The 13,464-nt window shown below is 36.7% G+C and carries 16 protein-coding genes; 7 read left to right on the top strand and 9 right to left on the bottom strand.

Annotated features, from left to right (window positions below):
• Positions 1 to 4: 4 nt before the first annotated feature.
• Both ACL9RH_RS12390 and ACL9RH_RS12385 read left to right on the top strand, forming a co-directional pair.
• Positions 5 to 1,153, top strand: a complete 1,149-nt coding sequence (locus tag ACL9RH_RS12390) for a cytochrome-c peroxidase (protein WP_422693671.1) — start codon at positions 5 to 7, stop codon at positions 1,151 to 1,153.
• A 203-nt stretch (positions 1,154 to 1,356) separates the two neighbouring features.
• The gene (locus tag ACL9RH_RS12385) at positions 1,357 to 1,869 is read left to right on the top strand and encodes a thioredoxin family protein (protein ID WP_422693670.1); all 513 of its coding nucleotides are present in this window, start codon (positions 1,357 to 1,359) and stop codon (positions 1,867 to 1,869) included.
• Between the two features lie 62 nt (positions 1,870 to 1,931).
• Here ACL9RH_RS12385 and ACL9RH_RS12380 read toward each other — a convergent pair whose 3' ends face one another.
• From ACL9RH_RS12380 to ACL9RH_RS12360, 5 genes are all read right to left on the bottom strand, one after another.
• The gene (locus ACL9RH_RS12380) at positions 1,932 to 2,522 is read right to left on the bottom strand and encodes a hypothetical protein (protein WP_422693669.1); all 591 of its coding nucleotides are present in this window, start codon (positions 2,520 to 2,522) and stop codon (positions 1,932 to 1,934) included.
• A gap of 205 nt (positions 2,523 to 2,727) precedes the next feature.
• A complete protein-coding gene (locus ACL9RH_RS12375; RefSeq protein WP_422693668.1) occupies positions 2,728 to 3,123 on the bottom strand; it encodes a DUF7674 family protein in 396 nt (131 codons plus the stop codon).
• A gap of 51 nt (positions 3,124 to 3,174) precedes the next feature.
• Entirely contained in the window at positions 3,175 to 3,306 is a 132-nt protein-coding gene (locus ACL9RH_RS12370; RefSeq protein WP_422693667.1) for a hypothetical protein, read from the bottom strand.
• A gap of 82 nt (positions 3,307 to 3,388) precedes the next feature.
• Entirely contained in the window at positions 3,389 to 3,745 is a 357-nt protein-coding gene (locus ACL9RH_RS12365) for a DUF7674 family protein (RefSeq protein WP_422693666.1), read from the bottom strand.
• Between the two features lie 11 nt (positions 3,746 to 3,756).
• Positions 3,757 to 3,921, bottom strand: coding sequence for a hypothetical protein (locus ACL9RH_RS12360; protein WP_422693665.1), 165 nt, complete (start codon positions 3,919 to 3,921; stop codon positions 3,757 to 3,759).
• Positions 3,922 to 4,215: 294 nt separating this feature from the next.
• On the opposite strand from ACL9RH_RS12360, the gene ACL9RH_RS12355 reads away from it, so the two are divergent.
• The 5 genes from ACL9RH_RS12355 to ACL9RH_RS12335 all read left to right on the top strand — a co-directional run bounded on the left by ACL9RH_RS12355 (position 4,216) and on the right by ACL9RH_RS12335 (position 8,546).
• Complete coding sequence (locus ACL9RH_RS12355; RefSeq protein ID WP_422693664.1) at positions 4,216 to 5,229, top strand: nucleoid-associated protein; 1,014 nt, start codon at positions 4,216 to 4,218, stop codon at positions 5,227 to 5,229.
• A gap of 62 nt (positions 5,230 to 5,291) precedes the next feature.
• Positions 5,292 to 6,254, top strand: a complete 963-nt coding sequence (locus ACL9RH_RS12350; RefSeq protein ID WP_422693663.1) for a hypothetical protein — start codon at positions 5,292 to 5,294, stop codon at positions 6,252 to 6,254.
• 219 nt (positions 6,255 to 6,473) lie between these two features.
• Entirely contained in the window at positions 6,474 to 6,677 is a 204-nt protein-coding gene (locus ACL9RH_RS12345; protein ID WP_422693662.1) for a bacteriocin-like protein, read from the top strand.
• Between the two features lie 72 nt (positions 6,678 to 6,749).
• Complete coding sequence (locus ACL9RH_RS12340) at positions 6,750 to 7,607, top strand: GLPGLI family protein (protein WP_422693661.1); 858 nt, start codon at positions 6,750 to 6,752, stop codon at positions 7,605 to 7,607.
• Between the two features lie 165 nt (positions 7,608 to 7,772).
• A complete protein-coding gene (locus ACL9RH_RS12335; protein ID WP_422693660.1) occupies positions 7,773 to 8,546 on the top strand; it encodes a cyclase family protein in 774 nt (257 codons plus the stop codon).
• A gap of 104 nt (positions 8,547 to 8,650) precedes the next feature.
• On the opposite strand, the gene ACL9RH_RS12330 is transcribed toward ACL9RH_RS12335, so the two are convergent.
• The 4 genes from ACL9RH_RS12330 to ACL9RH_RS12315 are packed head-to-tail and all read right to left on the bottom strand — an operon-like array spanning position 8,651 to position 13,445.
• Positions 8,651 to 9,400: a succinate dehydrogenase/fumarate reductase iron-sulfur subunit gene (locus tag ACL9RH_RS12330; protein WP_422693659.1), complete on the bottom strand. Its 750-nt coding sequence runs from the start codon at positions 9,398 to 9,400 to the stop codon at positions 8,651 to 8,653.
• A gap of 13 nt (positions 9,401 to 9,413) precedes the next feature.
• A complete protein-coding gene (locus ACL9RH_RS12325) occupies positions 9,414 to 11,330 on the bottom strand; it encodes a fumarate reductase/succinate dehydrogenase flavoprotein subunit (RefSeq protein ID WP_422693658.1) in 1,917 nt (638 codons plus the stop codon).
• Between the two features lie 11 nt (positions 11,331 to 11,341).
• Positions 11,342 to 11,998, bottom strand: a complete 657-nt coding sequence (locus ACL9RH_RS12320; protein ID WP_422693657.1) for a succinate dehydrogenase cytochrome b subunit — start codon at positions 11,996 to 11,998, stop codon at positions 11,342 to 11,344.
• A gap of 16 nt (positions 11,999 to 12,014) precedes the next feature.
• On the bottom strand, positions 12,015 to 13,445 hold the full coding sequence (locus ACL9RH_RS12315) for an anion permease (RefSeq protein ID WP_422693656.1): 1,431 nt from the start codon (positions 13,443 to 13,445) through the stop codon (positions 12,015 to 12,017).
• Between the last annotated feature and the right edge of the window lie 19 nt (positions 13,446 to 13,464).

Here is a 13,464-nt window from a genome sequence, read left to right as displayed (position 1 = left end):
AGAAATGAAAGACAGATATCTCGCTTTTCTGGCAATTGCCGGAATAGTATCTTTATTGAGTTATACTTCTAATGACAATAACCCTACGGGATACTCCGTAGAAGAACTGCGTACCTTATACAGTAGTGGAGACCAGTCCAAATGGCCGGCTCCCCATTTATTTGATGAAGCCAAAGAAGGCTTTCAGGATATTGGACCTCTATCTCCAATGAATTATCCTAAAGATAACCCTTATTCTGAAGACAAGATGGAGCTGGGGAAAATGTTGTTTTTCGATCCGAGACTTTCCAAAAGTGGACAGATCTCTTGCGCCAATTGTCATAACCCTGAAATCGGATGGTCCGACGGAAGCAGAGTTTCCTTTGGTCACGATAGACAAACCGGAACCCGAAATGCACCCACTCTTGTGAATATCGGATATGCCAAAACACTATTCTGGGACGGCCGCGCCGGAACTTTGGAAGAACAGGTAAAAGCACCTATCGAAAACCCGGTAGAAATGAATCTTCATATGTCTATGGCCACCAAAAATATCCGAAAAATTAAAGAATATAAACCTTTCTTTGTAAAAGCTTTCGGAAATGGAGATGTGACAGAAGAGAAAATAGCAAAAGCCGTCGCTACATTTGAGCGTTCCCTCATAAGCCCTCCATCCAAATTTGATAAATTTGTTTCCGGGAAAAAAGATGCCCTTAATGATTCAGAATTGAACGGACTGCATTTGTTCAGAACAAAAGCGAACTGTATTAACTGTCACAATACTCCTTATTTTTCTGACCAAAAATTTCATAATCTTGGCCTTACCTATTACGGCAGAAAATATGAAGATCTGGGAAGGTATATCGTTACAAAAAACAATGCAGATGTAGGAAAGTTTAAAACCCCTACACTAAGAGAAGTTTCCGAAAATAAACCTTATATGCACAACGGCCTTTTTCCTGAGCTGGCCAATATTGTAATGATGTACAATGCCGGAATGGGAAGAGAAACACCAAAAGCAGATCAGGTGAACGACCCCAAATTCCCACACAAATCGGGAATGGTGGAAAAACTGAACTTAACGGACGATGAGGTTTTTGATATCGTCGCATTTTTAAAAACACTAAACAGTTACAAATATAAAATGCGTCCACCGGAACTACCAAAATCATAAACACAAAAGACATCTTTCGTAAATTTATAAATTGCAAGAAGCCAGAAAATCGAAGATTTTCTGGCTTCTTGCATATAAAAATATAACATCATCATAATCCTGCAAAAAAGTAGTCTGTGAAAGTTCAACATAAAAAGAGATCTCTAAGCTCTATCGTCTTAGAAAAATACCTACATTCGTATAGTTTTAAAGCAAAAATTAAAATGAAATATTCTAAAATTATTGTAATTGCCGCCTTGTTGCTGTTTCAGTTAAGTATAGCACAGGAAAAAGCAGATGTTGTATTAAATAAAGCTTTTACAGAAGCTAAATCAGGGAAGAAAAATGTACTGTTGGTGTTCCACGCTTCATGGTGCAAATGGTGTAAAATGATGGAGAAAAATATGGATCTTCCGGAAACCAAGCCTATTTTCGACAAAAGATTTGTAACCGCTTACGTAGATGTTCAGGAAAGAGGAGAAAAGAAAAGCCTTGAAAATCCTGGCGGTCAGGAACTGATGAATAAATACAAAGGTGAAAATGCAGGACTTCCTTTCTGGTTGATCTTAAACCCAAAAGGGGAAGTCATTGCCAATTCTTTCAATGATAAAGGAGAAAACTTAGGATCTCCGTCTACATCAGAAGAAGTCAATACTTTTGTAGCTAAGTTGGGAAAAGCATCTAAACTAAGCAAAGAAGAAGCACAAACAATTCAAAATGTATTTCTGAAGAAATAAACTTCATACCACATCAAAAAACAATCCCCGAAATACCAGTGATTTCGGGGATTTTATTGTAATTATAACTCTTTGTAAGCATATTCAATATTACTCCAGAGAACCTGATCATCAGATTTTACCATTTCCAAAGGATTTTTAAAAACAGTTCCAAACATATTCTCATATTGAGTCGTTCCGAAAAATGTATTCTGATTAAGAGTAAATCCATCAGAATCATTCCTAGGCATACGCTTTACATATCTGAACGTTCTTTTTAAAATAAAAGTATTATTACTGAAATCTCCGATGTAACTCATCTGAATATTGCTATCATCAATGAAAACAGAATCATTAACGATTTTAATAGTATAAACAGGATTTGAAGATGTACCGGATATAAGTTGTATTGAATGGTTTTTAAGATCTAGGTTTATTTTTTTCCAGGCCGGTTCTTTATAAAGACTCCAGTAGTTTTTGAGATAGGATTCATCAGGATTGGATTTACTCCCCAACGATCCCTTGTAGAGAACAGTCCCCGTTATATGATAGCTTATGAATTCAAATTGATGGATCTGTCTGTCAACAGGTCGTGGATCATCATTTGTATTATCATTATTTCCGCAAGAAATTAGAAACAACGATACCAACGCAGCATAAAATGGGTATTTCATCGGTACTTTTTACAAAAATAGGGCTTTTGCACGGATTAGTGAAATAGAAGGAACTAAAATAGCCTGTAATGGAGTAAATAAAGTTGAAAAAATATTGTTTTAGCTATTAAAATTAAAATAACTTACTATAAAATAAGAAAAGCGAATAAATGTATTTACCAATCCCTTGATCCGCTTTTCTTTGTTTTTTCAGCTTCTTGTACTATTACTTTCTAAAATACATCTGATCTTGTTTCTGCTGCTCATTATAAATGATTTGGAAACTCACAGGCATATATTGATAAAGCAGCTTCCAATGCTGGATTTTTGCGTGCTTTTTGAAACTTTCAAAAGATCTTATAAAAAGGTTTTCAATCATCGCTTTTACATAAGAATTCCCTTTCTTATAGATCAGGTCCATCAGTTTGATATGGTGTGCGATAATATTGATCTTGGACTCCTGTAATAAGTTCTTTAGATAATTGACAGTAGCCTGCATAATTCCTGCAAAATTGTTCTGTGCAGATAATTGTGCAATTTCATTTCGGAGTGGCGGATAGAAAAATTTTAAGTATTCAACAGCTATTTCCTGAGTAATAGTTTGCATTTTTACTTTCATCATAATTAAGAATTTTTCAAACACTTTTATTTGCAGCGAAATGTATACCAAAATCTACAAACAGGCCGCAAAAATAAATGCACCTACAATCACAGCGATGTGAGTGAGTAATATCTCGGAATTGTGTCTGTTATTCGTGGTTTTCCAGGTTTTCCAGTCGGAAACTTTTCTTATTTTATTTTTCATAATCTATTGATTGTGAGTTATTTTTATTTTTGTTTAATTTAAACACTTTGTAATGAAACAGATAAATAATGTAACAAAACTTTTATATGCCGTGGCTGTAAATCTGTCTTGAATACACCTTTTGCAGGTTGGCAGAAATGTGACTGAATATCACTTTTCGGTATTCTTCACTGCAAAACGCTGTAAAATTGTCCAGAGAATAAATAAAAGTGGTCTCAACTGCATTTTTTAAGACAGAATCTCCGTCGGTGTAAATTTTGTCCATTTTCTGTAAACTTCTGAACAGCAGATTTCTGTCATTCTGGCTGATCATATTTTTAATACGTTCAGTAAAGGTTCGGATGATGCTGTAAGAATTCTGAATTTTGATTTCTTTTACTTCATTCTGAAAATCGGGAACCACTTCTGTGATCTCCTGTACGGCTTGTAAATAGTTCATATGATTATATTTTAATGGGAATGTTGTTCCAACATTTTGATAAGGGCACCAAAGATGAAAATGACTAAAAATGCAAAGAAAAGCATGTGATAAGGTTTCAGCCATTTCGGAGTTTCCGGTCCTCTGCTTTTTAATCTTCTCAGCTTATCAATTCGGTTTAATGTTTTTAAATCCATTTTTCTAGGTTTTGAAAAGGATGATGCCAACAATGTTCCGTTGAAAAAGGTTTTAATTTAAGTGATTGATATTCATTGATTTGTTTGTTTTTTATTGAAGGTGGGAAAGTAAAAAAACGTGTCAAAATGATAAGGTTTTTATCAATTTGGAAATAAAGAACAAAAACTTCTGCTACCTGTCATCACAAATGACTGACAGAGGATGGCCAAAAATAGCGTCGTATAAAATGACATTTTTTAAGTTTCGCAGAAAGAATAAGAATGAATATCTTTGCAGTCCAAATATTCAGAAAAATGTTTTCAAAAATAATCGTACACAGAGTCGGAAATAAGATCAACGGAGATTCCCTGACACTTTCGCAGGAAGAATTGAAGCTTGAAGAAGGAATGGCAGAAATGCTTGAAGATTACTTTTTAGGTTCCTTTAAATCGGAAGAAACCTTCCATTTTTACAGTGATACTTACCTGGTAAATAATCCGGTTTACAGCGCTGTATCGGAAATTTTTGATGACAAATCCAAGTTCATCTGGGAATCTGAAAATATTGCAAAACACCTTTTTGAAGCGGCAGAGAACCCAAGAGTTCAGAGTGGAGAGCTTTTTATCGTTCTTTTTGAAGACGAAAGTGACCGCCCGGACAGAGTAGACAAAATCGGGATCTTTAAAACAGAGAAAAGAGAATCTTTCCTGAAAATAAATCCTTCAGAAGAAACATTTGATATTGAAAAAGATCAGGGAATCGGATTATCGAAAATTGATAAAGCGGCTTTGATCTACAATAATAATAAAGACACAGGATATGTACTTTCCGTAGTTGACAACAACAAAAACGGAGATATGTACTACTGGTTCGAAGATTTCCTGAAAGTAAAACAACGTGATGATGAATATTTCCACACGCAGGAAGCTTTGATGGTATACAAAGACTACATCACGAAGCAGCTTCCTCAGGAATTTGAAGTTTCTAAAGCAGATCAGGCAGACTTCCTGAATAAATCTATCAATTTCTTCAAAGAAAAAGAAGAATTTAAGTTGGATGAATTTGCGAACGAAGTTTTAGGGGACGAACACGTGATTGAAAGTTTTGTGAACTTCAAAACAGATTACGAACAGGACATGCAGGTGAATATTGCAGAAGAGTTCCCAATCAGTGAAGCAGCGGTGAAAAAGACGCAAAGACACTTCAAAAGTATCATTAAACTAGATAAAAACTTCCACATCTACATCCACGGAGACAGACAGAAAATCGAAATGGGAGAGGATGATAAAGGAAAATACTACAGACTTTATTTCGAAAAAGAGGTGTAAAAAAGAAACCGCCCATTTCATAATAATATCATAACTTTATTGCAGATCACAAAATAGGAGTTATGAAGTTTATGTTCATTTTCTGGGCTGTTTATATTCTTTTTTTCTGTATACCATTTCCGATCTTCATTTATGTGATGACTTCGGAAACAACAACAGAACCGAGAAATTCATTAGCTGTGAGCTATGGATATCTCGGTTTTTCTTTGGCTGTATGGCTGTATATTCTTTTTTATTTCGTGTATCATCTTTTTATCAGAACTTTTAAAGAGAAACGTAAAATTCATTCTATTCTTCAAAACGGAATCCCAAGAGAAGCTAAAATTATTGATTACAGATTGCTGAAATATGATCCGAAATCCAATATCAATATGATTCAGATTATGCTTTCGTTTGGCAATTTGAGAAATGTTCAGATTGAGCAGAAGATGATGTTTCATGATACAAAACCGAAGGAAAAAAGATTCGATACCGGAAATACGGTTAAAGTACTTCTCAATCCTGATGCCTCGGGAAGTCCTTACTTTATTTTGGCAGGTCAGCAGGCTCAATTCAGTTCTTCGGGAATGATGTTGAGATTGATATTTATCCTGTTACTGATGGCTTACGTGGTGGGTCTGTATTATTATTTTTATACCCGAGAATCTTTTGACTTTGGCTGGAGATTTCTCACTTTTATGCATCCTATTATTTTCAGTGGAGTGATGATTCTGATTTTCGTATTGATTTTTCAGTTTATTTTCGGAAACTTCTTTAAAAATAAAAAAGAAGAACATCTTTTGTTTACCGGAAGAAATGCAGAAGCCAATATCATCAGTGTAAGCCAGACGGGACTTACTGTGAACGACCAGCCTCAAATTATGTTTCAGGTAAGCTATAGAGATTTCCAGGGAAAAGAACATATTGCTGTGTACAAGAAAATGGTCAGTCTTTTAAATCTTTCTTCTATACCGAAACAGGGAACGGTTGAGATTATGTATGATGAAAATGATCCTAAGAAAATTATAATTCCCAGAAGATTTTAAAAATTGATTATTTATCATAAATAAAAATTTCAAAAAACATTTTTTTAATAAATGCTTTTTGATCCAAGGTATGTGATAAGATTAATTCAATTTTATACGAAAATTTTATAAGTAAAGAATATGTTTTCATAGATAATCAACTCCTTAACATAATGAATGGCATTCTGTAGATAGGCGCTGGTTGTATATATTTGAAACTTAATTTTGAAAACATATTATATGAAAAAATTTAAAAAATTAACGCGTGAAGACCTTAAAACATTAAAAGGAGGTCAAGTTTGGTATGCTGAAACTTCTTGTGGAATACAAGCTACAACTACTCAAGATTGGACAGCTGAGCAAGCAAATGCGTGGGTTAAAGCTCTTGAAGCAAATTATTGTAAGCCAGCTTCTCACTATGGTCCTAGTAATAGTCTAGCCTAATTAGCTTAAATTAATGCACTTATAGCGAAAATTAAGACTATAAGTGCAATTTTATAATGAAAAATATATTTTATGCATTACCATAAAAAACTAATACTAATATTCATTTTATTTTATAGTGTTTTATCTTATGCACAATCATACATACAGGATACTCTTCATGGTGAATTTACTTACCAATTAAAAGCTAAATTCGATTTACGAACTGATTATAAGCATGAGGAACAATTTTCATTACAGATAGGGAATAACCGTGCATTTTTTGCAAGTGATATATCTCTTAAAGGTGATTCTGTAATGGCCGTTTCAGGAACAATAACAAAGAATGCCGATGGTAGTATCACTCTTGGTTGGAAAAAAGGAACAGTGATTCCAAAAACAGGTTTATCTTTTACCATTATTCAAGCTAATGAAAATATACAATATTTTAGATTAGTTGGAATGTCTTTACTTACTTATAAAGAACCTGTAATAAAGAATTGGAAACTTATTAATGAGTCTAAAGTGATCAATACAATTAATTGCAAAAAAGCAGAAGTTACCTTTAAAGGAAGAAACTGGATCGCATGGTATTCTCCTGAAATTCCTTTGCCTTATGGTCCATATAAATTTAGTGGGTTACCAGGACTCATTATCAAAATAACAGATGATAAAGGAGATTTTGATTTTGAACTGGTAAAATCTATACCTGCATCTAAATTAAAAGGAAAATTAGTTACCATCAAGAAAAACAGATATACTGAAGCTGTAGAAACAACACCACAAAAATTAAAACAAGCATTAAGAAATGCAGAAGCAAATTCTGCTGCTGTACTTGCAAGTTATGGAACGACAATCATAAAAGGTCAGGAAATGGTAAGACAAAGACAAAAAGAAAGAGAAGAAAATAAAAAATATGAAAACCCGATAGAAGTAGAAAAAGATCAGTAAGACGCTGATCTTTTTTTGTATACTGATCAGATGATAATTTAAAAACATTCGAGAATTTGAAATCTTGTTTTGTTAAGAAATCGATATTTCTTACTCTGCTGAGACCGCTTTTCAATTATTTTTTTGTCTTATTCATTATCTTTGTAACCTTAGTCTACATCATATATGAAACCAACAATTGTCGATTTAACGAAACCTATTCAATATAATGCAGGGGACCCATGGTTTATGCGGGTGAAAATAAAACATAAGGCACACCGAAAATCGCACTGGCTGATCCGTCTTGCTGTGAAATTACCCTCTAAGCTTTTTCCGAAGAACTGGATTGGCTGGGCAGATGATACCATTAAAAATATGGGGCTCCATGCAACAACACATATTGATGCTCCATGGCATTATGGCCCTGTCGTGGAAGGAAAACCAGCGAAAACGATAGATCAGATTCCTCTCGAATGGTGCTATGGGGAAGGTATTGTAATTGACTGTACCCACAAAGAGGATTTTGTAGCCATTACCGTAGAAGATCTTAAAAAAGACCTTGATAAAAACGGAATTACCCTGAAGGAAGGAAATATAGTTCTTATCCGTACCGATCGTGATCAACTGATGGGAACTTCAGATTTTGTAGAGAAAGGAACAGGGATGAGTCGCGAAGCTACAGAGTGGCTTATTGATCAGGGAATAAAAGTAATGGGTATTGACCAGTGGGGATGGGATCTTCCATTGAAATATATGGCCCAAAAGGCTAAAGAAATGAACGATCCCGAATTCTTCTGGGAAGCTCATCGTATAGGCATAGAAAAAGAATATTTACATATAGAACAGTTAACCAATCTAAGTGCATTACCACCATCCGGATTTAAAATCTGCGTATTTCCCCTTAAAATTGTAGGTGGATCTGCAGCTCCGGCCAGAGTAGTAGCCATTATGAATGAGTAATACTATAAAGAAAAGTTAGAAACCTAAAAGGGCCGATTTGTTGATTCACAAATCGGCCCTTTTTAATATATTATTTACTTATCTTTTGACTTCCTTGGTTTCAATTATTTCTTACGGAAAAATAATGCCCGGTTGTATTCAAAATTCATTCTGGCAATATTCAGTACAGAAATTCCCTGAGGACATTCCACCTGGCAGGCTTCCGTATTAGAACAGTGTCCAAATAATTCGGTATCCATCTGAGCAATCATATCCAGTACACGTTTGCTTCGTTCTTCTTTTCCCTGAGGTAGGAGCGCCATATGTGTGATTTTTGCAGAAGTAAATAAAGCAGCACTTCCGTTTTTACAGGTTGCCACACAGGCACCACACCCGATACACGCTGCAGAATCAAAAGCTTCTTCAGCAGTTTGATGGGTAACCGGAATTGCCGTGGCATCCGGAGCCTGGCCGGTATTCACAGAAACAAACCCCCCGGAAGAAATAATTCTGTCGAATGCAGACCGGTCTACCTTCAGATCTTTTTTCACGGGAAAAGCTTCTGCCCGGAATGGCTCTATCAGAATTGTTTCACCATCTTTGAAAGATCTGAGGTGAAGCTGGCAGGTTGTTGTATTTTTTAATGGGCCATGAGCAATACCATTGATCATCATTCCACACTGGCCACAGATTCCTTCCCGGCAGTCGTGGTCAAATTCTACAGGTTCATCGCCTTCAACAATCAATTTTTCATTTAAAGTATCCAGCATTTCTAAGAAAGACATATGGGAATTCAATCCTTTCAGGTCATAGTTAACGAGTTTTCCCTCACTTTTTCTGTCTTTCTGTCTCCATATCTTAAGGTGTAAATCCATAATTTTCTGTTTTTTATTTGTAACTTCTTACCGTTGGCTGGATTTCTTCAAAGGTTAAAGGTTCCCTGATCAGTTCAGGTTCTCCGTTTTCACCTGTCCATGCCCAAGCAGAGATAAATTGATATTCAGCATCATTTCTCATTGCTTCCCCGTCCGGAGTCTGATATTCTTCCCGGAAGTGGGCACCGCAAGATTCATTACGGGTTAAAGCATCGTAGCACATCAATTCTCCGATTTCAAAATAATCGGCAACTCTGCCTGCTTTTTCCAGTTCGGTATTCATTTTATCTCCCTGTCCGGAAACCCTTACGTCTTTGTAGAATTCCTGTTTCAGTTTTCTGATCTCCTGAATGGCATATTTCAATCCTTCTTCATTTCTGGCCAAGCCACAGTAATCGTATAATAACTTTCCTAAAGTTTTGTGGAAATAATCAACGGTTTTGGTTCCTTGAATATGGATAAACTGCTGTATCTGATCTTTAACTGCGTTTTCAGCCTGCTCAAATTCCGGTGAATCCGAAGATATTTTTCCGGTGTGAATTTCATCAGCCAGATAATTGGCAATCGTATAAGGAGCAATAAAATAACCATCTACGGAAGCCTGCAAAAGAGAGTTAGCTCCCAATCTGTTGGCTCCATGGTCGGCAAAGTTGGCCTCACCCAATGCAAATAATCCGGGAACGGTAGTCATCAGTTCATAATCTACCCAAAGGCCCCCCATAGAGAAGTGGGCAGATGGAGAGATCATCATCGGTTCTTTATAAGCGTCGTATCCTGTAATTTTAAGATACATATCGAATAAATTTCCGTATTTCTCTTTGATCTTATCTTTTCCCTGCTCTTTAATTGCTTTTGAGAAATCAAGATAGACTGCGTTTTTCAATGGACCGATTCCAAAACCGGCATCAATTCTTTCTTTGGCAGCACGGGAAGAAATATCTCTTGGCGCAAGATTTCCAAAAGCAGGATATCTTCTTTCCAGATAATAATCTCTTTCGTTTTCAGGAATATCATTGGGAGCCCTGTTTTCATCATGTTTCAAAGGAACCCATATTCTTCCGTCATTCCGTAATGACTCGGACATTAAGGTAAGCTTTGACTGATAATCTCCGGACTGCGGAAGTGAGGTAGGGTGTACCTGAATCCAACTTGGGGAAGCCATTAAAGCCCCTTTTTTATGAGCCCTCCAGATAGCAGAACCGTTACAGCCCATCGCTAATGTTGAAAGGTAATAGATTTTTCCATAACCACCTGTTGCCAATATAACAGCGTGAGCGGCGTGTCTTTCAATTTCTCCGGTGTCTAAATTCCTTACGATTATTCCTCTGGCTTTACCTTCAATGGTTACCAAATCGAGCATTTCATGCCTCGAAAACAATTGTACGGAACCTTTTCCAACCTGTCTCATTAAAGCTTGATAGGCTCCCAAAAGCAATTGCTGTCCGGTTTGCCCTCTTGCATAAAAAGTACGGCTTACCTGAACCCCACCAAATGAACGGTTGTTGAGATAACCACCATATTCTCGACCAAATGGAACGCCCTGTGCAACGGCTTGGTCGATGAGGTGTAAAGAACATTCTGCCATACGGTATACATTCGCTTCCCGGGCTCTGAAGTCTCCTCCTTTCAAGGTGTCGACAAACATTCTGTAAACACTGTCGCCATCATTTTTATAATTTTTAGCAGCATTTACTCCTCCTTGTGCGGCCACAGAGTGTGCTCTTCTTGGGCTGTCTTGAAAGCAGAACGATTTTACGTTGTATCCCATTTCTCCTAAAGAAGCAGCGATGGAACTTCCGGCGAGCCCTGTTCCTACAACAATGACGTCCAGTTTTTTGCGATTGGCAGGGTTTACCAGTCTGGCTTTCTTTTTATAGTTATCCCATTTATGTTCTAATGGGCCTTGTGGTATTTTTGAATCTAAAATCATGATCGTTCTGTTTAATGATAAGTAAAGAATACATATACCGGCATCAATGCAAAACCTACACAGATAATGATTGAATAGGCCGTTCCGATGGCTTTAAACCATTTGACGAACTTCGGATGATAGAGTCCTAGTGTTCTTACTGCACTGTGTATCCCATGAATCAGGTGATAGCATAAAGCAATCATAGAGAGAATGTAAATGATTACATACCACCATTCTTTGAAAACATTCACCACCAAAATATAGAGGTCTTTATTTCCATTTTCATCCAAAGGCGGATTTCCGAATTTGTAGATATACCAGAAATTCTGAAAATGGATTATAAGAAAGATTAAGATCAATGTTCCGAGAATTCCCATATTTCTGGAAGCCCATTTACTGGCTCTTCCACGTCCGTCTGTTCTGTAATCACCGCCTGATTTTTTATTTTTTAAAGTAATAATCAGTCCGTCCAGTGCATGGAGAAGAATACTGGCATATAAAACATAAGAAACTATTTTGATAATAATATTTCCTGATAAGAAATGCGAATAGGCATTGAACTGGAGATGAGCCTGCTCCTGGGGGAGAAAAAGCTGAAGATTTCCAAGGAAATGAATCAACAGGAAGAAGCCCAAAAAGAGTCCTGTAAGGCACATCAGCATTTTTCTTGACAATGTTGATAACATATTTTCGATTTAATGATTAATAATATCCTAAGATTTTCATCCATAATCCTCCTACAACCATATAAATGACCAGTAGTACAATCCCTATTTCAAGACCTCTTAGCCACCATGCTTTAAGATCAACGTACCCACTTCCGAAGAATACCGGAGCCGGGCCGTGGCCGTAGTGTGTAAGTACTCCATAAATGGAACCCATAAAACCAAGCATCATAGCCAATAGCATAGGTGGAATTCCTAAAGAAACTCCTACACTCAATAATGCTGCATACATTGCAGCTACGTGAGCTGTAGCACTTGCGAAAATATAGTGACTGAAGAAGTAAACCAGAATAATAACAGGGAAAGCAACCTGCCAGCTTAATCCACCAATTTTAACTTTGATAAGATCACTGAACCAGCCAATGAATCCCAGTTCGTTTAAAGAACTTGCCATCATGACAAGCACGGCAAACCAAACGATAGTATCCCAAGCTCCTTTTTCTCCTTTTACATCTTCCCACGTTAGCACAGAGGTTAATAATAAAAGTGTTAATCCAATGAAAGCTGTAGTAGTGGCATCAATAGAAAGAGCGCCCCCAAAAATCCAAAGTCCCAAAAGAATGAAGAATGCCAAAAGCATTAGCCATTCGTTTCTTGAAATAGGGCCCATTTCTTTCAGCTTTTGAGTAGCCATTTTAGGAGCATCTCCTGTTTTTTTCAATTCAGGCGGATATAATTTATAAAGAACCAAAGGAACAACAAAGAAAGCTACAGCACCTGGTAAAAAACCTGCTGCGGCCCAGGACATCCATGTAATATCAATACCAAGGTTAGCGGCGAATTTCTGACACATCGGATTACTGGCAGTTCCGGTAAGGAACATAGAGGATGCGATGAGGTTCATATAATAGCTGTTCAATGTTAAAAACGAACCAAGTTTTCTGTGAGTTTCTGGTTTTTCAGGAACGGAATCAAAACTGATGGCCATAGATTTCATGATAGGGTAGATGATTCCTCCACCTCTTGCCGTATTACTCGGAATGGCAGGGGCAAGACAAACATCTGCAAGTCCCAATCCATAGGCAAGTCCTAATGAACTTTTACCAAAAACTCTAATGAATAAAAAAGCAATACGGTTTCCAAGACCTGTTTTAATGAATCCTCTGGCAATAAAGAATGAAATCCCAATCAGCCAGATTACTTTATCTCCAAAACCTGACAGCGCTTTGGTAATAGATTTTCCTGCATCTCCAGGAGCAACAACCTGTGTAAGGGCTGTAAAGCCAATGGCCATCATACACATCGTTCCCATAGGAGCCGCTTTAAGAATGATTCCTAAAATGGTGGCTGCAAAGATGGCAAATAAATGCCAGGCATTTTCGGCAACCCCTTTCGGAGCGGGAATGAACCATATAATCAACGCAACGGCAAATGTGATCGCTACGTTTTTAATATTAATTTCTTTCATAATCGTAATTATTTATTGG

This window comes from Chryseobacterium sp. Mn2064 (genome assembly GCF_049319685.1).
Lineage (GTDB): Bacteria > Bacteroidota > Bacteroidia > Flavobacteriales > Weeksellaceae > Chryseobacterium.
This window is presented reverse-complemented; position numbering and strand designations above follow the sequence as displayed.

What these genes read in the sequence shown, in the direction of transcription:
- ACL9RH_RS12390 (WP_422693671.1), top strand. Translation starts at nt 5, where the DNA reads ATGAAAGACAGATATCTCGCTTTTCTGGCAATTGCCGGAATAGTATCT.
- ACL9RH_RS12385 (WP_422693670.1), top strand. Translation starts at nt 1,357, where the DNA reads ATGAAATATTCTAAAATTATTGTAATTGCCGCCTTGTTGCTGTTTCAG.
- ACL9RH_RS12380 (WP_422693669.1), bottom strand. Translation starts at nt 2,522, where the DNA reads ATGAAATACCCATTTTATGCTGCGTTGGTATCGTTGTTTCTAATTTCT.
- ACL9RH_RS12375 (WP_422693668.1), bottom strand. Translation starts at nt 3,123, where the DNA reads ATGATGAAAGTAAAAATGCAAACTATTACTCAGGAAATAGCTGTTGAA.
- ACL9RH_RS12370 (WP_422693667.1), bottom strand. Translation starts at nt 3,306, where the DNA reads ATGAAAAATAAAATAAGAAAAGTTTCCGACTGGAAAACCTGGAAAACC.
- ACL9RH_RS12365 (WP_422693666.1), bottom strand. Translation starts at nt 3,745, where the DNA reads ATGAACTATTTACAAGCCGTACAGGAGATCACAGAAGTGGTTCCCGAT.
- ACL9RH_RS12360 (WP_422693665.1), bottom strand. Translation starts at nt 3,921, where the DNA reads ATGGATTTAAAAACATTAAACCGAATTGATAAGCTGAGAAGATTAAAA.
- ACL9RH_RS12355 (WP_422693664.1), top strand. Translation starts at nt 4,216, where the DNA reads ATGTTTTCAAAAATAATCGTACACAGAGTCGGAAATAAGATCAACGGA.
- ACL9RH_RS12350 (WP_422693663.1), top strand. Translation starts at nt 5,292, where the DNA reads ATGAAGTTTATGTTCATTTTCTGGGCTGTTTATATTCTTTTTTTCTGT.
- ACL9RH_RS12345 (WP_422693662.1), top strand. Translation starts at nt 6,474, where the DNA reads ATGAAAAAATTTAAAAAATTAACGCGTGAAGACCTTAAAACATTAAAA.
- ACL9RH_RS12340 (WP_422693661.1), top strand. Translation starts at nt 6,750, where the DNA reads ATGCATTACCATAAAAAACTAATACTAATATTCATTTTATTTTATAGT.
- ACL9RH_RS12335 (WP_422693660.1), top strand. Translation starts at nt 7,773, where the DNA reads ATGAAACCAACAATTGTCGATTTAACGAAACCTATTCAATATAATGCA.
- ACL9RH_RS12330 (WP_422693659.1), bottom strand. Translation starts at nt 9,400, where the DNA reads ATGGATTTACACCTTAAGATATGGAGACAGAAAGACAGAAAAAGTGAG.
- ACL9RH_RS12325 (WP_422693658.1), bottom strand. Translation starts at nt 11,330, where the DNA reads ATGATTTTAGATTCAAAAATACCACAAGGCCCATTAGAACATAAATGG.
- ACL9RH_RS12320 (WP_422693657.1), bottom strand. Translation starts at nt 11,998, where the DNA reads ATGTTATCAACATTGTCAAGAAAAATGCTGATGTGCCTTACAGGACTC.
- ACL9RH_RS12315 (WP_422693656.1), bottom strand. Translation starts at nt 13,445, where the DNA reads ATGAAAGAAATTAATATTAAAAACGTAGCGATCACATTTGCCGTTGCG.